Origin of the sequence: Nocardioides sp. IC4_145 (genome assembly GCF_011250565.1) — a bacterium.
Taxonomy (GTDB): Bacteria; Actinomycetota; Actinomycetes; order Propionibacteriales; family Nocardioidaceae; genus Nocardioides.
In genome coordinates this window covers 213,987-232,529 of the sequence record NZ_JAANMS010000001.1, presented here as the reverse complement: position 1 = coordinate 232,529, position 18,543 = coordinate 213,987, and the positions used below count along the sequence as shown (strand labels likewise).

The following is an 18,543-nucleotide window of genomic DNA, read 5'->3' as shown; positions in this document are numbered from 1 at the left end:
ACCGGGCACGCCGGAGCCGGCCGCTAGTGTCGCGGAGCGTGAGCACCCCACACCCCACCTACGAGCAGCTGGCCACCCTCCCGGCCTACGCCGAGCAGCCGGTCCCCATCGCCTTCGAGGACGCCAACGGGCACCTCAACGTGCGCCACTACACCGGCATCGCCAGCGAGGGGCTCGACGAGTCGCTCGTCGACCTCGGCATCCCGCAGAACTGGCCGGCCCTGGGGCACGCCTGCTTCACCGCGGAGCACCACCTGCGCTACGTCGCCGAGCTCCGCACCGGTGACCGGATGTCCGCGCGGGTGCGGCTGCTCGGTCGCTCCGACCGCGCCGCGCACGCGCTGGTGCACCTGCTCGACGACACCCACCAGCGACTCAGCTACGTGATGGAGGAGGTCTTCCTCCACATCGACATGACCACCCGCCGCACGGCGCCGTGGCCCGAGGAGGTCGCCGCAGGGCTCGACCGGCGGATCGCCGAGCACGCCGAGCTGCCCTGGGAGCCCGACGTCTCCGGGTGCCTCGGCCTGCGCTGAGCACGGGGCCCGCGCGGGGCCCGTCGTGGAACCCGTCGCGGGATCCGTCCTGTCGCCGCGCCGACACGATGCTTGTCGGGTGCCGGAAGTGGTCACTACCGTCTAGCAACCCCGGTGGGCTCGGGCCCCGCCACCGTGACGGCAGACAGGACTCGACATGACCACACGGGAGCACGAGGACGCCGCCTACTTCGAGGAGCGGCAGCTGCGCAGCGGCGTGGCCGGCTGGGTCCTCCTGGCCGGGCTCGGCGTCGCCTACGTCATCTCCGGCGACTTCGCCGGCTGGAACTTCGGCCTCGCCGAGGGCGGTTGGGGCGGCCTGCTGGTCGCCACGGTCATCATGGGCGTGATGTACCTGTGCATGGTGCTCGGGCTGGCGGAGATGTCCTCCACCATCTCGACCGCCGGCGGCGGGTACGGCTTCGCGCGCCGCGCGCTCGGCCCGTGGGGCGGCTTCCTCACCGGCACGGCCATCCTCATCGAGTACGCCATCGCGCCCGCCGCGATCGCCAACTTCATCGGCGCCTACGTCGACTCCCTCGTCGGCATCGACGGCCCGCTGGTCTTCGCGGTCTTCTACCTCGTGTTCATCGGCCTGCACCTGTGGGGCGTCGGTGAGGCGCTGAAGCTGATGTTCGCGATCACGGCCATCGCGGTCATCGCGCTGCTCGCCTTCGTCGTCGCCGCCGCGCTGAAGTTCGACGCCGCCAACCTCGTCGACATCACCCCGACCGACGCCGCCGGGGCCAGCGACTTCCTGCCGTTCGGGTTGATCGGCATCTGGGCCGCCCTCCCCTACGCGATCTGGTTCTTCCTCGCCGTCGAGGGCGTGCCGCTCGCCGCCGAGGAGACCAAGGACCCGGCCCGCTCGATGCCGCGCGGCATCATCGCCGCGATGCTGACGCTGCTGGCGTTCGCCGCGATGATCCTGCTCGTCGCCCCCGGCGCGGCCGGCGCGGAGTCGCTCCAGGAGTCCGGCAACCCGCTCGTCGACGCCCTCGAGACGGCGTACGGCGGCTCCACGGCGGTCAGCACGTTCGTCAACGTCGTCGGGCTGCTCGGCCTGGTCGCCAGCTTCTTCTCGATCATCTTCGCCTACTCGCGCCAGACCTTCGCGCTCTCGCGGGCCGGCTACCTGCCGAAGGTGCTCTCGCGCACCGGCAGCCGCAAGACGCCGTACCTCGCGCTGATCGTGCCCGGCATCATCGGCTTCGTCATGGCGATGCTCAACGAGGGCGACCTGCTCATCCTCGTGGCGGTCTTCGGCGCGACGATCTCCTACGTGCTGATGACGCTCTCCCACATCGTGCTGCGCATCCGCGAGCCCGAGCTCGAGCGGCCCTACCGCACCCCGGGCGGCGTCGTCACCACCGGCATCGGCTTCGTGCTCGCCTGCGTCGCCGTCGTCGCGGGCTTCTTCGTCAACTCCACCGCGGTGCTCATCACCGCGGGCGTCTTCGCGCTGGCGATCGCCTACTTCGCCCTGTACAGCCGCCACCACATCGTCGCGGGGGCTCCCGAAGAGGAGTTCGCCGCCATCGAGGACGCCGAGAAGGGACTCTCGTGACCGACCTGACCGCAGGGACCGAGCAGCCGGTCAACGACCGGATGCTCACGCTGGACCGGCTGCGCCGGCTCGTCGCCGACGGCGAGGTCGACACGGTGGTGATGGCCTTCACCGACATGCAGGGCCGGCTCCAGGGCAAGCGGCTGCACGCGGCGTACTTCCTCGACGTGGCGCTCGAGGCCGGCACCGAGGGCTGCAACTACCTGCTCGCGGTGGACGTCGACATGAACACCGTCGACGGCTACGCGATCTCCTCCTGGGAGCGCGGCTACGGCGACATGGAGTGGCTGCCGGACTGGAGCACGCTGCGGCTGCTCCCCCACCTCCCGGCGACCGCGATGGTCCAGTGCGACCTGGTGTGGCCCGACCACACGCCGGTCGCCGAGTCGCCCCGCACGATCCTCAAGACCCAGCTCGACCGGGCGCGCGAGCGCGGCTGGGAGGCGCACGCCGGGACCGAGCTGGAGTTCATCGTCTTCGAGGACACCTACGAGGAGGCCTTCGACCGCGGCTACCAGCAGCTGCGGCCGGCCAACCAGTACAACGTCGACTACTCCATCCTCGGCACCACACGCGTCGAGCCGCTGCTGCGCGACATCCGCAACACCATGTACGCCGCCGGCATGGACGTCGAGGGCGCCAAGGGCGAGTGCAACCTGGGCCAGCACGAGATCGGCTTCCTCTACAACGAGGCGCTGGTGACCGCCGACCACCACGTCGTCTACAAGACCGCGGCCAAGGAGATCGCGGCGCTGCACGGCAAGTCGCTGACGTTCATGGCGAAGTTCAACGAGCGCGAGGGAAGCTCCTGCCACATCCACCTCTCGCTGCGCGGCACCGACGGCGAGCTGGTGTTCTGGGACGCCGAGCGCGACGACCGGACCCGCGTCTACGACCAGTTCATCGCCGGCCTGCTGGCCACGATGCGCGACTTCACGCTGCTCTACGCCCCGAACGTCAACTCCTACAAGCGCTTCGCCGACGGCTCGTTCGCGCCGACCGCGATCGCCTGGGGGATGGACAACCGGACCTGCGCGGTGCGCCTGGTCGGGTCCGGCCCCTCGGCCCGCCTGGAGAACCGCGTGCCCGGCGGCGACGTCAACCCCTACCTCGCCATCGCCGCGATGATCGCCGGCGGCCTCCACGGCATCGAGAACGAGCTCGACCCCGTCCCGCCCACCGAGGGCAACGCCTACAACCAGGGCCTCGAGCTGGTGCCGCAGACGCTGCGGGAGGCCCGGGACGCCTTCACGTCCTCGCAGGTGGCACGATCTGCGTTCGGTGACGCCGTGGTCGACCACTACACGAACATGGCCGACGTCGAGCTCAAGGCGTTCGACGCGGCCGTCACCGACTGGGAGCTGCGCCGGGGCTTCGAACGCATGTGAGCCGCATGTGACCCCCGGCCCGACGAGGGGAGCTGCATGACCGACCTGTTCACCGTGGTGAACCCGGCCACCGCACGCCCGATCACCGAGGTGCCGCTGGCCTCGGTGGAGGAGGCCGACGCCGCCATCGCGCGCGCCCACGAGGCGTTCGCGAGCTGGCGGGCCGTCGCGCCCGGCGAACGGGCGGCGCTGCTGCGCAGGTACGCCGCGGTCGTCGACGCCCACGTCGAGGAGCTCGCCGAGATCGAGGTCCGCAACGCCGGCCACACCTGGGGCAACGCCCGCTGGGAGGCCGGCAACGTCCGCGACTGCCTCAACTACTACGCCGGCGCGCCCGAGCGGCTCTTCGGCCGGCAGATCCCGGTCGCCGGCGGCACGGACGTGACCTTCCACGAGCCGCTCGGCGTCGTGGGGATCATCGTCCCCTGGAACTTCCCGATGCCGATCGCCGCGTGGGGCATGGCCCCCGCGCTGGCCGCCGGCAACACGGTCGTGCTCAAGCCCGCCGAGCTCACCCCGCTGACCGCGCTGCGGCTGGCCGAGCTCGCGCTCGAGGCCGGCATCCCCGAGGGGGTGCTGACCGTGCTGCCCGGCCGCGGCGACGTCGTCGGCGAGCGGTTTGTGACCCACCCGCTGGTGCGCAAGGTCTGCTTCACCGGGTCGACCGCGGTCGGCAAGCGGGTGATGGCCGGCTGCGCGGACCAGGTCAAGCGGGTCACCCTGGAGCTGGGCGGCAAGAGCAGCAACATCGTCTTTGCCGACGCCAACCTCGCCGCGGCGGCCGCGGCGGCGCCGTACGCCGTCTTCGACAACGCCGGCCAGGACTGCTGCGCACGCTCGCGGATCCTCGTCGAGCGCTCGGCGTACGACGAGTTCCTCTCGCTCCTCGAGCCCGGCGTCACCGGCCTGCGGGTGCTCGACCCGACCGACGAGGCCTCGGAGATGGGCCCGCTGATCTCGGCGCGCCAGCGCGACACGGTCGCGGGCTACCTGTCCGAGGTCGACGTGACCATCAGCGGCTCGACGCCCGGTGGCGACGGATTCTGGGTCGCCCCGTCCGTCGTGGCGGTCGACGACCCGGCGCAGCGGATCTGGCGCGAGGAGGTCTTCGGGCCGGTCGTCGCGGTGATGCCGTTCGACGACGAGGCCGACGCGGTGGCCCGGGCCAACGACACCGACTACGGCCTGTCGGGCTCGATCTACACCCGCGACCTCGGGCGGGGCCTCCGCGTCGCCCGCGCCGTCGAGGCCGGCAACCTCTCGGTGAACTCCCACGCCTCGGTCCGCTACTGGACGCCGTTCGGCGGCTACAAGCAGTCCGGCCTCGGCCGCGAGCTCGGACCCGACGCGCCCCAGGCGTTCACCGAGGAGAAGAACGTCTTCATCGCCCACTGACCGCAGCACCCGCACACCAACCCCGGGGTCGTGTGCCCGAGGACGCGCCCCCGCGCGTCGTGAGGCACACGACCCGACCCCAGGAGGGACACACGCATGGCAGGACGCATCCAGGACCGGGTCGCGGTCGTCACCGGCGGTTGCTCGGGCATCGGCCTGGCGACCGTCCAGCGCTTCGTCGAGGAGGGCGCGAAGGTCGTCATCGGCGACATCGACGACGAGCGCGGGCACCAGCTGGTGGGGCAGCTCGGCGGCACCGACTTCGCGACGTACGTCCACGTCGACGTCACCGACAAGGAGCAGGTCGACGCGCTGTTCCGGACGGCGAAGGACACCTACGGCTCGGTCGACATCGCCTTCAACAACGCCGGCATCAGCCCGCCGGAGGACGACTCGATCCTCGACACCGACCTCGACGCCTGGCGCAAGGTGCAGGAGGTCAACCTGACGAGCGTGTACCTGTGCTGCAAGGCAGCACTGCCCTACATGCTCGAGCAGGGCAAGGGCTCGATCATCAACACCGCGTCGTTCGTGGCCGTCATGGGCGCCGCGACCTCGCAGATCTCCTACTCCGCCTCCAAGGGCGGCGTGCTCTCGATGACCCGCGAGCTCGGCGTGCAGTTCGCGCGTCAGGGCGTGCGGGTCAACGCGCTGTGCCCGGGGCCGGTCAACACCCCGCTCCTGCAGGAGCTCTTCGCCAGCGACCCCGAGCGGGCCGCGCGCCGGCTCGTGCACGTGCCGATGGGCCGCTTCGGCGACCCGGAGGAGATGGCGTCGGCGGTGCTGTTCCTGGCCTCCGACGACTCCTCGTTCATGACCGCCAACACCTTCCTGGTCGACGGCGGCATCTCCGGCGCCTACGTCACGCCGCTGTGAGGGCCGTCGGGTGAGCGCACCGGTCATCGGGCTGTCGACCTATCGCGAGCCGGCGCGCTGGGGCGTGTGGGACCAGCGCGCCGACCTGCTGCCGACCCAGTACGCCGAGGCCGTCGAGGCCACCGGCGGCGTGCCGGTGCTGCTGCCGCCGGTCGCGCAGGTCGGCGCGGCCGACGCCGTGGTGCGCCGCCTCGACGGCCTCGTCGTCGCCGGCGGCGCGGACGTCGACCCGGCGCAGTACGACGCCGAGCCGCACCCGCGCACGGCCGGCTGGCGCCCGGACCGGGACGCGTGGGAGCTCGCGCTGCTCGACGCCGCCGCGGCGGCCGGCCTGCCGGTGCTCGGCGTGTGCCGCGGGATGCAGCTCATGGCCGTCCACGCAGGTGGATCACTCGACCAGCACACGCCCGACCTGGTCGGGCACGAGGAGCACTCCCCCGGCGGCGACGTCTTCGGCCACGTGCCGGTCCGCACGGTGCCGGGCACGCTGGTCGCCGGCCTCGTGGGCGAGACGCTCGAGGTCAGCTGCCACCACCACCAGTCGGTGGCCACCCACCCCGGCTGGGTCGCCGCCGCCAGCGCGGAGGACGGGACGCTGGAGGCGATGGAGGTGCCCGGCGACCGGTTCTGCGTCGCGGTCCAGTGGCACCCCGAGACCGCCGCCGACGTCGGCCTGCTCGCCGGGCTGGTGCGCGCCGCCGCCGCGTACGCCGTGGAGCGGACCGCCCGGTGAGCGACGTGCTCGCGGCCTGGACCGTGGCGCCGGACTCGCCCCTGCGACCCGAGGTCGTCGCTCTGCTGGAGGAGCACCTGCGCGACATGCACGCGACCAGCCCGGCCGAGAGCGTGCACGCGCTGGACCCGGCCGCGCTGGCCGTTCCGGGCACGGCGTTCTGGACCGCGCGGTCGGACGAGGGCGCAGTACTCGGCTGCGTCGCGCTCCAGGATCTCGGCGCGGGCCACGTCGAGCTGAAGTCGATGCGCACCGCCACCGCGGCCCGCCGGCGCGGGGTCGGCGCCGGCCTGCTCGACCGCGTCCTGGCCGAGGCCGAGGCGGCCGGGCACGAGCGGATCAGCCTGGAGACCGGCACCGAGCCGTACTTCGCGCCGGCCCGCACCCTCTACCGCTCGCGCGGCTTCGAGGAGTGCCCGCCGTTCGGCGACTACGCACTCGACCCGCACAGCGTCTTCCTGACCCGCGGGCTCGGCGCCGGGTGACGGTCCTAGCGGCCGAACGGCTCGCCGTCGAACCGCTCGCGGACGGCCAGCTCCTCGACGGGCAGCCGCTTCAAGCGGGTCAGCTGCTTGACCGGCCGGCCGAGGGGGACGACCGCGGCGACGGCGTACGTCTCCGGCACGCCGAGCAGCGCCCTGACCTCCGGCTCCATCGCGGTGGCCATGGTCGTGATCGTGCCGCCGTAGCCCTCGGCGCGGGCGGCGAGCAGCACGTTCCACACGAGGGGGTAGACCGACGCGCCGCCGACGATGCCGACCCGGTCGAGGTCCTGGTCCATCGCGGCGACGACTGCGAGGTCGACGACGAAGACCAGCACGACCGGCGCGCGCAGCACCGGCTCGGTGAACGACGCCGGCACCCGGGTCGCCGCGATCTCCTCGGGCGTGGGCCCGGGCGGGTGCACCGGGTTCCAGGGGCTCTCCCCCGCCTTCGACTGCGCGACGTACCGCCGCACCGCCGGCTCGTTCAGCCCGGCCAGCCGCTGCCGGGTCGCCCGGTCGCGGACCACCACCACCCGGGTGCCCTGGCGGTTCCCCCCGCTCGGCGCGAACCGGGCGTCGTCGAGGATGCGGTGCAGCACCTCGTCGGGCAGCGGGTCGTCGGTGAACTCCCGCACGGCGGCCGTCGTGCGCATCGCCTCGGAGAGATCCATCACGCCACCGTCTCACGCGCCGCCCGCCGGGGCACCCGAGGATGGTGCCCGTGACGCGACCCGCGCCCGTCCAGCTCAGCGCCCACCGCTGCCTCACCCGCGCAGCCGTCGACCAGGCCCTCGCGCTCGACGTCGACTTCGTGGAGTTCGACGTCGAGCGGTGCGGCGACGGCACGCTCGTGGTCTTCCACGACTCGGTCGTCGAGGTCGCCGGCGAGGAGGTCGCCCTCGGCTCGATGACGGTCGACGAGCTGCGAGCCGCGGTGCCGGACCTGATGACGTACGACGAGGTGCTGGACGCCCTCGCCGGCCGCCGCCGCGCCCACCTGGACCTGAAGTTCGTCGGCAGCTGCGCCGAGGCGACCGCCCGGGCCGTGGAGCGGCTGGGCGGCGACAACCTCATCGTGACCACGCTCGACGACGAGTCGGTGCGCGAGGTCCGCGACTGGGCCGAGGCGAACGGCCTCCCCGACCTGCTCGTCGGTCTCTCGCTGGGCCGCAAGGTCACCGGCTTCCCGGTCTGGCGGCAGCTGCGCGTGCGCGCGTCCGAGGTGTGGCCGCACCTGCGCTACCGCCAGTCGCGGGCCAACCTCGTCGTCGCGCACCACTGGCTCGCCCGCGCCGGCCTGGCCGGCTTCGCCCGCCGGCGCCGGATGCCGCTGCTGGTGTGGACGATCGACACCCCCGGCTCGCTGCGCCACTGGCTGCGGCCCGGCCGCGCCTGGCTAGTGACCACCAACCGTCCGCAGGAGGCCCTCGCGATCCGCGGACGGCGTACCGGCAGAATCCGGGCATGAGCACGACCCCCGACGTCCTCGGCGAGCCCTACCTGGCCGAGGAGATCGTCCTGCCCGACGACGACGAGGGCCCCGTCGTCGCGACGCTGGTCCAGCGGCGGGCGGCGACGCCGACGCGGCGGGCGGTCCTGCACGTGCACGGCTTCGCCGACTACTTCTTCCAGACCGGGTACGCCGAGTGGTGGACCGGGCGCGGCTACGACTTCTACGCCCTCGACCTGCGCAAGTACGGCCGCTCGATCCGCCCGCACCAGACCCCCAACTACGTCGCGGACCTGTCGGAGTACGCCGCGGAGCTCGACGCCGCGTGGGCGCTCGTCACCGGCCGCGACAGCCACGACCACGTGGTGCTGACCGGGCACTCCACCGGCGGGCTCACCACGTCGCTGTGGGCCGACGCGCGCAAGCCGGACGAGCTGGCCGGGATGGTGCTCAACTCCCCCTGGTTCGACATGCAGGGCAGCGTCCTGCTCCGCACCCTCGGCACGGTCGTCGTCGAGCAGGTCGGCCGCCGCACCCCGAAGCGGGTGCTACCGCGCTCGGTCAGCGGCTTCTACGCCCGCAGCCTGCACCGCGACCACGAGGGCGAGTGGGACTTCGACCTGGCGTGGAAGCCGCTCGAGTCGTTCACCGTGCACGCCGGCTGGCTGCGCGCCGTCCGCCGCGGGCACGCCCGGCTCCACGCCGGCCTCGCGGTGCCCTGCCCGGTGCTCGTGCTGTCGTCGGGCGCCAGCGCGCAGCCGAGCGCCATGGGCGACGACGTGCACCGCCACGACATCGTGCTCGAGGTGCCCCAGATCCGCCGGTGGTCCCCCGCCGTCGGCCCGCACGTCACGTACGTCGCCGTGCCCGACGCCCGGCACGACGTCGTGCTGTCCCTGCCCGCGCCGCGCGCCGCGGCGTACGACGCGATCGGGCGGTGGCACGACGCCTGGGTCGGCTGACCGGACCCCTCCACGCGGCGGCCCACCGTCCCGCTAGTGTCCGGCGGCATGAACCCCGTGACCGGACTCTCCCTGGGCCGCATCGCCATCGGCGTCGCCTCGCTCGCCAACCCGACCATGGCCGCGCAGCAGATGATGCTGGACCCGCGGAGCAACCCGCAGGTGCCCTACGTGACCCGCCTGTTCGGCACCCGGGAGATCGCCCTCGGCGCGGCCACGCTGCTCGCCACCGGCAAGGCGCGGCGCACGCTGGTGCTGCTCGGCATCCTCGTGGACGCGGCCGACGCGGCCACCGGCTACCTCGCTGTCAAGGACGGCTCGGCGCCGGTCAAGGCCGGCCAGGGCATGACCGCCGTGGCCTCGGGCGCGGTCGTCGCCGGCCTCCTCGGCCTGCGCACGGGGAAGACCGTCACCGACTGACGCCCCCTCCTGCGCTGACCCGCGGCTGCGGTCGCGCTGGTGCTCGTCTCAGAGCGCGAACGACACCAGCGCGACCAGCCCGACCACGACGATGACCGCCCGCAGCACCGCCGGGGGCAGCCGCCGACCGACGGTGGCGCCGATCTGGCCGCCGATGACCGAGCCCACCGCGATGAGGGCGACGATCCGCCAGTCGACGTCGGCCACCACGACGAACAACAGGCCGGCCACGCCGTTGACCGCCGCGGCGAGGATGTTCTTCACCGCGTTCAGCCGCTGCAGCGACTCCTCGACACCGATGCCGAGCACGCCCATCAGCAGCACGCCCTGGGCGGCGCCGAAGTAGCCGCCGTACACACCGGTCAGCGCGGTCGCGGGCCAGATCCACCACGGGTCGGGACGGGTCCCCTCGACCGGCCGCGCCTCCCGCCGCCGGGCCACGGCGCGCGAGATCCGCGGCTGGGCCGCGACCAGCACGATCCCGAGGCCGATGAGCGCCGGCACGATCGTCTCGAACGCGCCCTCCGGCAGCACCAGCAGCATCACGGCGCCGACCAGGCCGCCGAGCAGCGAGCCGGAGACCAGGCGCAGCACGCGGGCGCGCTGGCCCGCGAGCTCGCGGCGGTAGCCGATCGCGCCGGAGATCGAGCCGGGCACCAGGCCGATGTTGTTCGAGACGTTGGCGGTCACCGGCGGCACGCCGAAGGCGAGCAGGGTCGGGAACGTGATGAGCGTGCCCGAACCGACGACGGTGTTGATGGTGCCGGCGGCGACCCCCGCCAGCAGGATCGCCGCCGACTCCAGCAGCACCTAGGAGACCGGAGGCGCTGCCGGGGGTGCCGGCGGCTCCGGGGGTACGTCGACGGAGTCGATGGACGGGTCGGTGCCCTGGGCCTGCGTGCCCGGCGTACCTGCCGAGCCCGAGCGCGAGCGCGGCTCGGCGGCCGTCGCGGCCTCGCGGATGGCCGCCTGCACGGCCTCGTTGGCCTCGCTGAGCTCGCCGTCGTCGCGGTTGGCGCCGCGCGGGAGCTGCGGCTCGGCCGGCCCCATGTCGACGCGGGTCCTCGGGCCGTCGACCTCCTGCGGGATGCCCTGCAGCTGGCTCATCGTCGAGCCGAGGCCCTTGAGCGCCTCGTTGAACTCGCTCGGGATGATCCAGACCTTGTTGGCGTCGCCCTCGGCGATCTTCGGCATCATCTGGAGGTACTGGTAGGCCAGCAGCGACTGGTCGGGCTGGCCGTCGTGGATCGCCTGGAAGACCGTCTGGATCGCCTGGCCCTCACCCTGGGCCCGCAGGATCGCGGCCTCGCGGTCGGCCTGCGCGCGCAGGATCTGCGACTCGCGCTGGCCCTCGGCCTGGAGGATCGCGGACTGCTTCTGGCCCTCCGCGGTGAGGATCGCCGACTGGCGCTGGCCCTCCGCGGTGAGGATCGCGGCGCGCTTGTCGCGGTCGGCGCGCATCTGCTTCTCCATCGTGTCCTTGATGGACGGCGGCGGGTCGATGCTCTTGATCTCGACCCGGCCGACGCGGATGCCCCACTTGCCGGTGGCCTCGTCGAGCACGCCGCGCAGGCCGGAGTTGATCGTCTCGCGGCTGGTCAGGGTCTGCTCGAGGTCCATGCCACCGACGATGTTGCGCAGCGTGGTCATGGTGATCTGCTCGACGGCCTGGATGTAGTTGGCGATCTCGTAGGTCGCTGCCACGGGGTCGATCACCTGGAAGTAGATGACCGTGTCGATCTCGACGGTCAGGTTGTCCTCGGTGATCACCGACGACGGCGGGAAGCTGACGACCTGCTCGCGCAGGTCGATCAGGTAGCGCACCTTGTCGATGAACGGCACCACGATGTTGAGGCCGGCGGGCAGCGTCTGCTTGTACTTGCCGAACCGCTCGACGATGCCGGCGCGCGCCTGGGGCACGATCCGCACCGTCTTGGCGAGCACGGTGATCACGAAGACCAGCAGCAGCGCCAGCAGGACGAGGACGACGGGCATGGGAGCTCCTCAGCTCTCGAGGCGAGGGACGGGGTGGACGTAGGCGGTGGCGCCGCGGATCTGGAGGACCTCGACGGCCTCTCCTTCCGCGATCGTGACGTGCTCGTCGTACGGGCGGGCTGTCCAGTCCTCGCCGGAGACCCGGACGATGCCGGGCTCGAGCGTGCTGATCGGCTTGGCGGCGACGCCCTGCTGGCCGACGAGCTTGTGGTGGCTCATCTCGAGGTCCGGCCCGCTGTGCAGGCGCTTGACCACCGAGGGGCGCACCAGCGCGAGCATCGCGACCGACGTCGCCGCAGCCACGAGGATCTGCACCACCAGGGGCGCCGAGAGCAGCCCGGCGACCATGCCGGCGAGCGCGCCGACGGCCAGCATCAGCAGGATCAGGTCGAGGCTGAACAGCTCGGCGACCCCCAGGGTGAACCCGAGTCCGAGCCACACCGCCCAGGCGTTGTCTCCGAGCCAGTCCATGTCCCCGACCCTATCGGTAAGGGTCCGAGCGGGCGCGGGTACGCCGCCGGGCGGCCCAGCGGCCGTCCTCCTGGGTGAGCACCAGCGGCATGCCGAACGTCGCGGCGAGGTTCTCCTCGGTCAGCACGTGGTCCAGCAGCCCGGCCGCCACGACCGCGCCCTCGCGCAGCAGCAGCGCGTGGCTGAAGCCCGGCGGGATCTCCTCGACGTGGTGGGAGACCAGCACCGTGGCAGGCGAGTCGGGGTCCATCGCGAGCACGCTCAGCGTGGAGACGAGGTCCTCGCGCCCGCCGAGGTCGAGGCCGGCCGCCGGCTCGTCGAGCAGCAGCAGCTCGGGGTCGGTCATCAACGCGCGAGCGATCTGCACGCGCTTGCGCTCCCCCTCGCTGAGGGTGCCGAAGGTGCGGTCGACCAGGTGGTCGGCCCGCACCTCCGCGAGCAGGTCGCGCGCCCGCTCGTGGTCCAGGTCGTCGTAGTCCTCGCGCCAGCGCCCGACCACGCCGTACGACGCGGACACGACGACGTCGTGGACCTTCTCGTGCCGCGGGAGGCGGTCGGCGAGCGCCGCGCTGGTCAGGCCGATGCGCGGGCGGAGCTCGAAGACGTCGACCGTGCCGAGGACCTCCTCGAGGATCCCCGCGACGCCCGAGGTCGGGTGCAGCTGGGCCGCGGCGACCTGGAGGAGCGTGGTCTTGCCGGCGCCGTTGGGGCCGAGGACCACCCAGCGCTCGTCCTCCTCGACGGTCCAGGAGACCTCGTCGAGCAGGGTGGCCTGGCCCCGGCGGACGGTCACGTCGGCGAACTCGAGGACTGCGGCCATGGCCCTCACCCTAGCGAGTGCGCTGCCGCTCCCGCGGCGCCCCGTCGTACAGTCTCGGGCCGTGCCCGACGACCACACCGAGACGCTCCCGGCCGCCGCCCGGTTGGCCTGGTGGGGCACCGCCTGGCTGCGGGGTGCCGTGGTGACCGACCTGCTCGTCGACGCGGTCATCGGCGGCGACGCGACGCACACCGTCGCCGACCCGTTCCAGGGCACCGACACGCTGGTCGGCGGGCTGGCGCGGCTGCGGGCGGAGGGCGCGACGGCCTTCGGCGCGGCGTTCCCGGCCGAGGGCGACCCGGTCGGGCTCGGCGGGCCGGCGCCGTTCAACGCCGCCGCCCTCGAGGCGGGCTCGGCCGTCGTCGTGGCCGGCGCCGACCTGGGGCTGGTGCCCCAGCGGACCGGCGCGGCCGTCGCCTGGGTGCTCCACCCCGCCGCCCGGCGGCAGCTGCCCGACGTCGGTGAGGCCGACCGCGGGCTGCGCGCGGCGCTGCTCGAGTCGGCCGGGCTCCTGGCCGAGCTCGACGTCGCCCGGTGGAACCCCGAGGTCGCCGACCAGCTGATGAACCTGCGGCACCGACCCGCCCTGGCGGCTCCGCCCGGCGTGCCGGACCGGTGCGTGGACCTCGCCGCCCGCGGGCTCCAGGCGCTCGGGATCGCCGACCTGGCGCTCGCCGACGACGGCGGCGCCGTCACGGCGTACGAGATGACCGCGCGGCGCGACGCGCTGGTGCCGCTCGCGCGGGCCGGCCGGCGGGCACTCGTGGCCGCCTGCTCGCCCGAGGTCTGGCCGCCCGCCTGAGCCCCGGCCCACGGGCGATAGCCTCGCCCGCGATGGAGACCCCGGAGACCCTGCTCATCACGCTCACCGGCAAGGACCGCCCGGGCGTCACCTCGGCGATCTTCGCCACGCTCGCCCGCACCGGTGTCGAGGTCGTCGACATCGAGCAGATCGTGCTGCGGCGGCGACTGATCCTCGGCGTCCTCGTGACCGTGCCGCGCGACTGGGAGCAGTTGCGCGACGCCGTCACCTCGACCGCCACCGAGCTCGGCATGAGCGTCGAGGTCGAGCGCGGCACCGGCGACAACCGCGCCCGCGCCGGCGGGCGTGCGCACGTCACCGTGCTCGGCACCCCCCTGCGCGCCACCGACATGGCCGTCGTCGCCGGGCGGATCGCCGAGAGCGGCGCGAACATCGACCGGATCGAGCGGATGGCGCGCTACCCCGTCACCGCGATCGAGCTGCACGTCTCCGGCGCCTCCCCCGAGGCGCTGCGCACCGTGCTGGCCACCGAGGCCTCCGAGCGCGGGATCGACATCGCCGTGCAGCCCGCCAACCTGCTGCGGCGCGGCATGCGGCTCATCGTCATGGACGTCGACTCCACGCTGGTCCAGGGCGAGGTCATCGAGATGCTCGCCGCCCACGCCGGCTGCGAGGCCGAGGTCGCCGCCGTCACCGAGCGCGCGATGCGCGGCGAGGTCGACTTCGAGGAGTCGCTGCGCGCCCGCGTCGCGCTGCTGGAGGGCGTGCCGTCGTCCGCGCTGGACTCGGTGTACGACAACCTCCAGCTCGCCCCCGGCGCCCGCACCATGGTCCGCACGCTCAAGCGGCTCGGCTACCGGTTCGCGATCGTCTCTGGCGGCTTCTCCCAGGTCACCGACCGGCTCGCCGCCGACCTCGGCATCCACTACGCCCGCGCCAACGAGCTCGAGGTCGTCGACGGCCACCTCACCGGCCGCGTCGTCGGCGAGGTCGTCGACCGGGCCGGCAAGGCCCGCGCCCTGCGCGAGTTCGCCGCCGACATCGGCGTCCCCCTCGACGCCGTCATCGCGATCGGCGACGGCGCCAACGACCTCGACATGCTCAACGCCGCCGGCCTCGGCATCGCCTACAACGCCAAGCCCCTCGTCCGCGACGCCGCCGACACCTCCGTCAACGTCCCCTACCTCGACGCCATCCTCTACCTCCTCGGCATCTCCCGCGAGGAGATCGAGGCCGCCGACGCCGCCGCCGGCATCGTCACCCCCGCCCCGCCGGTCTGAGGGCTCGTCCAGTGGGGCGCGCGTACCACCAATAGGTGGTACGCGACCCCTTCCGGGCCGATGCATTGCCCCAGAAGGGGTGGCAAAGGCCCTGAAGTTCGCGCTTGACGACCTCAACCTCCGCTCGAGGGTCAGACCCGTGCGGGAAACAGCGCCAAGCAGATGATCGCTGCGACCCGCGCCGGGTCCCGGAGGTCCGCCCACGTGATCCGGACGCAACGCCAGCCGGTGATCCGACGGACGAGGTCCTCGCGGTTCTTCTCGCGTACCACGGCGTCGGCCACGCTCTCGCCGGGCCGGCGATGCTTCTCGTACTTCTCCCGACCGTCGAACTCCAACCACACGCCCAGCTCGGGCCACGCGAAGTCGAGACGACCGACGACCCGGCCGGTGCTGTCCTTGACCTCGTGCTGCAGCACCGGCTTCGGCACGTGCTGCTGGTAGAGCAGCCAGAAGGTACGACTCTCACCGACCGACTCGATCCGTGCGTCCGCCAGGCGGAGCAGGACCTCGCCCGCCACCGTCCCCGGCCACGACTCCATCTCCACCAGCTGGGAACGAAGGTCCGTCTCGGTGACCATGCCTCGGTGCAGGAGGTCGTTCAGGACACAGAAGGCCGCCTCTGAGGGGCCGACCGCGCAAGCCTCGAGCGCAGCACGAGCGGGGTTGGTCACGAGCACGCCGTTCACCGTCGCGAGATCCGCAGGGCAGATCCGGCCGACGTGTGAGTGGACGCCTGCTTCGTGCCGTCCCCACAAGCCGTCGGTGCGGGTCACGTGCACGTCACTGAGGTCAAAGCCCCACAGCGGCGCTCCCAGCTCGGCGAGCGCAGAAAGGTGGGACAACGCCATCGTCGTCTTGGCCTGACCCTGCACCGCCCGCCCGCGCAGGCCGAAGCGGCCCACCTCGTCGAGCGCTCGCCAGACATCGGGGCTCACGTAGGCGCCGGGCCGCACGCGGACGAGGTCCCCGCGCGACAGCAACCGCTGGATGGAGTTGCTCGTGTAGCCGTTCGCAAGCAGGTCACGCCGCAGCACGACGGGACCGTTCCGCGGGTCGTCGGCGGGTCTGGTCGTCTTGGGGATCATCATGCGACGCGGATGCCCGGCCACTGCCCCTCGGACACCGGGCCTGGCTGGCCTGTGGACAACGTGCCTGCTTCTGGGGCTATGCACCCGCTTCTGGGTCGATGTATCGCCCCAGAAGGGTGCGCGTACCACCTATAGGTGGTACGCGCACCTCACCTACCGCCCAGCCACGAAGAACGCGACGACGGAGGCAGAGGCGTCGGCGAGGTGCTCCCAGTCGCCGTCGTAGGAGAGGACGGTGGTGGCGGAGGGCGGGTAGCCCAGGGCGAGGCGGTTGCCGGCGTCGAGGTCGCCCTCGCCGTCGTCGAGGAGCTGGGCGAGGGAGGCCACGGTGGGGTTGTGGCCGACGACGACGAGCGTGCGGACGTCGTCGGGGACGATGCGCAGGAGGTCGAGGGCGGTCTCGGGGCCGGCGGCGTACAGGCTCTCGTCGACGTCCGGCTCGAGGTCCCAGCCGGCGGCGTCGGCGAGGTCCTCCCAGGTCTGGAGCGTGCGGACGGCGGCGGAGACCAGCGCGTGGTCGGGCGAGATCCCCCGCGAGGCGAGCCAGGCGCCGACGGCGGACGCGTCGGCGTGTCCCCGCTCGGAGAGCCGGCGCTCGGCGTCGCTCGGTCCGTCCGCCAAGGCCTCCGCGTGCCGCACGATCACCAGCGTCCGGGTGCCCTCGTCTGCGCTCACGGTGCCGAAGTGTGTCAGGTCCGCGGTGGGCTCAGGCGCCCATGGCGTGGAAGCCGCCGTCGACGTGGACGATCTCACCCGTCGTGGCCGGGAAGAAGTCCGACAGCAGCGCGCACACCGCCCGCGCGGTCGGCTCCTGGTCGGTGTTGTCCCAGCCGAGCGGCGCGCGGGTGCCCCACATGTCCTCGAGGTCGCTGAACCCGGGGATCGCCTTGGCGGCGAGCGTCCGCAACGGCCCCGCGGAGACGAGGTTGCAGCGGATGCCGTCCGGGCCGAGGTCGCGGGCCAGGTAGCGCGAGGTCGACTCGAGCCCGGCCTTCGCCACACCCATCCAGTCGTACGCCGGCCACGCGACCGTCGCGTCGAAGGTCAGCCCGACGATCGACCCGCCGCGCCCCATCAGCGGCTTGCATGCCAGCGCCAGCGACTTCAGGGAGTACGCCGACACCTGGACCGCCTGCGCGACGTCCTCCCACGGACCGTCCAGGAAGCGACCGCCCAGCAGGGTCTCGGGGTTGCCGTACGCGATCGAGTGGACGACCCCGTCCAGCCCGGCGTCGGGGCCGAGGTGCTCGCGGACCAGGTCGGGCAGCCGCTCGAGGTGCTCGGGGTCGGTGACGTCGAGCTCGAGCACCGGCGGCTCGACCGGCAGCCGCTTGGCGATGCGCCGGGTGATGCCCAGCGCTCGCCCGAAGTTCGAGATGAGCACGGTCGCGCCCTGCTCCTGGGCGACCTTCGCGGTGGCGAAGCCGATGGAGGAGTCCATCGTCACCCCCGCCACGAGGATGCGCTTGCCGGCGAGGATGCCGGTGCCGGTGGCTGCAGTGGAGTCGGTCATGTCAGTGCCCCATCCCGAGGCCGCCGTCGACGGGGATCACGGCCCCGGTGACGTAGCCCGCGTCGTCGGAGGCCAGCCAGGTCACCGCGGAGGCGACCTCGGCCGGCACGGCGTAGCGCCCCAGCGGCACCTGCGCCTTGATCGTGTCGCGCTGCTCGTCGGTGAGCACGCCGGTCATGTCGGTCTCGACGAAGCCGGGCGCGACGACGTTCGTGGTGATCGAGCGCGATCCCAGCTCCCGCGCCAACGACCGGGCCATGCCGACGAGGCCCGCCTTCGACGCGGCGTAGTTGGCCTGGCCCGCGGAGCCGAGCAGGCCCACCACCGAGGAGATGAGGATGATCCGGCCGCGCCGCAGCCGCAGCATGCCCTTCGCCGCCCGCTTGGCGAGGCGGTAGGAGCCGGTGAGGTTGGTGTCGATGACCGAGGACCAGTCGTCCTCGCTCATCCGCAGCAGCAGCGTGTCCTGGGTGATGCCGGCGTTCGCGACCAGCACCTCGACCGGGCCGTGCGCCGCCTCGACCTCGGCGAACGCCGCGTCGACCGCCGCCGGGTCCGTCACGTCGCAGCGGACGTCGAGCGCACCCTCGGGCGCCCCGCCGCTCCGCGTGGTCACCGCGACCCGGTCGCCCTGGGCGAGGAACGCCTCGGCGATGGCGCGGCCGATGCCTCGGTTGCCGCCGGTGACCAGCACCGAACGGCCGGTCGGGAGCCCCTCCCCGGGGTCTGTCTCACTCACGTCCAAGGACGCTAGTGATTACCGCCAGGTACGCCGAATGGCGCGGTCGGCGCCCCCGC

General features: G+C 73.0%; 21 protein-coding genes. 12 read left to right on the top strand and 9 right to left on the bottom strand.

The annotated features are described in order from the left end of the window. Positions 1-38 precede the first annotated feature (38 nt). From G6553_RS01210 to G6553_RS01180, 7 genes are all read left to right on the top strand, one after another. Positions 39-536 carry a thioesterase family protein gene (locus G6553_RS01210; protein ID WP_166188384.1) on the top strand — a complete coding sequence of 166 codons (498 nt, stop codon included), beginning with the start codon at positions 39-41 and terminating at the stop codon, positions 534-536. A gap of 157 nt (positions 537-693) precedes the next feature. Beyond that, complete coding sequence (eat, locus tag G6553_RS01205; RefSeq protein ID WP_166188382.1) at positions 694-2,103, top strand: ethanolamine permease; 1,410 nt, start codon at positions 694-696, stop codon at positions 2,101-2,103. Further along, entirely contained in the window at positions 2,100-3,491 is a 1,392-nt protein-coding gene (locus G6553_RS01200) for a glutamine synthetase family protein (protein WP_347565435.1), read from the top strand. Before eat ends, G6553_RS01200 begins: the two co-directional genes overlap by 4 nt. Before the next feature lie 36 nt (positions 3,492-3,527). Then, positions 3,528-4,886, top strand: a complete 1,359-nt coding sequence (locus G6553_RS01195; RefSeq protein WP_166188381.1) for an aldehyde dehydrogenase family protein — start codon at positions 3,528-3,530, stop codon at positions 4,884-4,886. 96 nt (positions 4,887-4,982) lie between these two features. Beyond that, positions 4,983-5,762: a 3-oxoacyl-ACP reductase gene (locus G6553_RS01190; RefSeq protein WP_166188379.1), complete on the top strand. Its 780-nt coding sequence runs from the start codon at positions 4,983-4,985 to the stop codon at positions 5,760-5,762. Positions 5,763-5,772: 10 nt separating this feature from the next. Next, positions 5,773-6,495: a gamma-glutamyl-gamma-aminobutyrate hydrolase family protein gene (locus G6553_RS01185; RefSeq protein WP_166188377.1), complete on the top strand. Its 723-nt coding sequence runs from the start codon at positions 5,773-5,775 to the stop codon at positions 6,493-6,495. Further along, complete coding sequence (locus G6553_RS01180) at positions 6,492-6,980, top strand: GNAT family N-acetyltransferase (protein WP_347565434.1); 489 nt, start codon at positions 6,492-6,494, stop codon at positions 6,978-6,980. The genes G6553_RS01185 and G6553_RS01180 overlap by 4 nt, the downstream gene beginning before the upstream one ends. A 5-nt stretch (positions 6,981-6,985) precedes the next feature. Here the strand turns inward: G6553_RS01180 and G6553_RS01175 are convergent, their stop codons facing one another. Continuing rightward, positions 6,986-7,651 (bottom strand): nitroreductase family protein, encoded by a 666-nt coding sequence (locus G6553_RS01175; RefSeq protein WP_166188375.1) that lies wholly within the window; start codon positions 7,649-7,651, stop codon positions 6,986-6,988. A gap of 50 nt (positions 7,652-7,701) precedes the next feature. Between G6553_RS01175 and G6553_RS01170 the strand changes: the two genes are divergently transcribed. The 3 genes from G6553_RS01170 to G6553_RS01160 are packed head-to-tail and all read left to right on the top strand — an operon-like array spanning position 7,702 to position 9,812. After that, complete coding sequence (locus G6553_RS01170) at positions 7,702-8,448, top strand: glycerophosphodiester phosphodiesterase (protein WP_166188374.1); 747 nt, start codon at positions 7,702-7,704, stop codon at positions 8,446-8,448. Next, entirely contained in the window at positions 8,445-9,392 is a 948-nt protein-coding gene (locus tag G6553_RS01165; protein ID WP_166188372.1) for an alpha/beta hydrolase, read from the top strand. The genes G6553_RS01170 and G6553_RS01165 overlap by 4 nt, the downstream gene beginning before the upstream one ends. A gap of 48 nt (positions 9,393-9,440) precedes the next feature. Beyond that, positions 9,441-9,812 (top strand): DUF4267 domain-containing protein, encoded by a 372-nt coding sequence (locus G6553_RS01160; protein WP_166188370.1) that lies wholly within the window; start codon positions 9,441-9,443, stop codon positions 9,810-9,812. A 48-nt stretch (positions 9,813-9,860) separates the two neighbouring features. On the opposite strand, the gene G6553_RS01155 is transcribed toward G6553_RS01160, so the two are convergent. The 4 genes from G6553_RS01155 to G6553_RS01140 are packed head-to-tail and all read right to left on the bottom strand — an operon-like array spanning position 9,861 to position 13,098. Continuing rightward, positions 9,861-10,622, bottom strand: coding sequence for a sulfite exporter TauE/SafE family protein (locus G6553_RS01155; RefSeq protein ID WP_166188369.1), 762 nt, complete (start codon positions 10,620-10,622; stop codon positions 9,861-9,863). Beyond that, the gene (locus tag G6553_RS01150) at positions 10,623-11,807 is read right to left on the bottom strand and encodes an SPFH domain-containing protein (RefSeq protein WP_166188367.1); all 1,185 of its coding nucleotides are present in this window, start codon (positions 11,805-11,807) and stop codon (positions 10,623-10,625) included. 9 nt (positions 11,808-11,816) lie between these two features. Next, entirely contained in the window at positions 11,817-12,278 is a 462-nt protein-coding gene (locus G6553_RS01145) for an NfeD family protein (RefSeq protein WP_166188365.1), read from the bottom strand. 10 nt (positions 12,279-12,288) lie between these two features. After that, complete coding sequence (locus tag G6553_RS01140; RefSeq protein ID WP_166188363.1) at positions 12,289-13,098, bottom strand: ABC transporter ATP-binding protein; 810 nt, start codon at positions 13,096-13,098, stop codon at positions 12,289-12,291. Between the two features lie 61 nt (positions 13,099-13,159). Between G6553_RS01140 and G6553_RS01135 the strand changes: the two genes are divergently transcribed. Next, positions 13,160-13,900 carry a hypothetical protein gene (locus tag G6553_RS01135; protein WP_166188362.1) on the top strand — a complete coding sequence of 247 codons (741 nt, stop codon included), beginning with the start codon at positions 13,160-13,162 and terminating at the stop codon, positions 13,898-13,900. Between the two features lie 32 nt (positions 13,901-13,932). Then, positions 13,933-15,141: a phosphoserine phosphatase SerB gene (gene serB / locus G6553_RS01130; protein ID WP_166188360.1), complete on the top strand. Its 1,209-nt coding sequence runs from the start codon at positions 13,933-13,935 to the stop codon at positions 15,139-15,141. A 131-nt stretch (positions 15,142-15,272) separates the two neighbouring features. Here serB and G6553_RS01125 read toward each other — a convergent pair whose 3' ends face one another. From G6553_RS01125 to G6553_RS01110, 4 genes are all read right to left on the bottom strand, one after another. Continuing rightward, on the bottom strand, positions 15,273-16,232 hold the full coding sequence (locus G6553_RS01125; RefSeq protein WP_207619176.1) for a type IV toxin-antitoxin system AbiEi family antitoxin domain-containing protein: 960 nt from the start codon (positions 16,230-16,232) through the stop codon (positions 15,273-15,275). Positions 16,233-16,385: 153 nt separating this feature from the next. Then, on the bottom strand, positions 16,386-16,907 hold the full coding sequence (locus G6553_RS01120) for a histidine phosphatase family protein (protein WP_166188356.1): 522 nt from the start codon (positions 16,905-16,907) through the stop codon (positions 16,386-16,388). A 31-nt stretch (positions 16,908-16,938) separates the two neighbouring features. Then, positions 16,939-17,745 (bottom strand): enoyl-ACP reductase FabI, encoded by an 807-nt coding sequence (gene fabI, locus G6553_RS01115; RefSeq protein WP_166188355.1) that lies wholly within the window; start codon positions 17,743-17,745, stop codon positions 16,939-16,941. 1 nt (position 17,746) lies between these two features. Beyond that, the gene (locus tag G6553_RS01110) at positions 17,747-18,484 is read right to left on the bottom strand and encodes a beta-ketoacyl-ACP reductase (protein ID WP_347565433.1); all 738 of its coding nucleotides are present in this window, start codon (positions 18,482-18,484) and stop codon (positions 17,747-17,749) included. Positions 18,485-18,543: the final 59 nt, after the last annotated feature.

What these genes read in the sequence shown, in the direction of transcription:
- eat (WP_166188382.1), top strand. Translation starts at nt 694, where the DNA reads ATGACCACACGGGAGCACGAGGACGCCGCCTACTTCGAGGAGCGGCAG.
- G6553_RS01195 (WP_166188381.1), top strand. Translation starts at nt 3,528, where the DNA reads ATGACCGACCTGTTCACCGTGGTGAACCCGGCCACCGCACGCCCGATC.
- G6553_RS01190 (WP_166188379.1), top strand. Translation starts at nt 4,983, where the DNA reads ATGGCAGGACGCATCCAGGACCGGGTCGCGGTCGTCACCGGCGGTTGC.
- G6553_RS01175 (WP_166188375.1), bottom strand. Translation starts at nt 7,651, where the DNA reads ATGGATCTCTCCGAGGCGATGCGCACGACGGCCGCCGTGCGGGAGTTC.
- G6553_RS01165 (WP_166188372.1), top strand. Translation starts at nt 8,445, where the DNA reads ATGAGCACGACCCCCGACGTCCTCGGCGAGCCCTACCTGGCCGAGGAG.
- G6553_RS01160 (WP_166188370.1), top strand. Translation starts at nt 9,441, where the DNA reads ATGAACCCCGTGACCGGACTCTCCCTGGGCCGCATCGCCATCGGCGTC.
- G6553_RS01150 (WP_166188367.1), bottom strand. Translation starts at nt 11,807, where the DNA reads ATGCCCGTCGTCCTCGTCCTGCTGGCGCTGCTGCTGGTCTTCGTGATC.
- G6553_RS01145 (WP_166188365.1), bottom strand. Translation starts at nt 12,278, where the DNA reads ATGGACTGGCTCGGAGACAACGCCTGGGCGGTGTGGCTCGGACTCGGG.
- G6553_RS01140 (WP_166188363.1), bottom strand. Translation starts at nt 13,098, where the DNA reads ATGGCCGCAGTCCTCGAGTTCGCCGACGTGACCGTCCGCCGGGGCCAG.
- serB (WP_166188360.1), top strand. Translation starts at nt 13,933, where the DNA reads ATGGAGACCCCGGAGACCCTGCTCATCACGCTCACCGGCAAGGACCGC.
- G6553_RS01125 (WP_207619176.1), bottom strand. Translation starts at nt 16,232, where the DNA reads ATGATGATCCCCAAGACGACCAGACCCGCCGACGACCCGCGGAACGGT.
- fabI (WP_166188355.1), bottom strand. Translation starts at nt 17,745, where the DNA reads ATGACCGACTCCACTGCAGCCACCGGCACCGGCATCCTCGCCGGCAAG.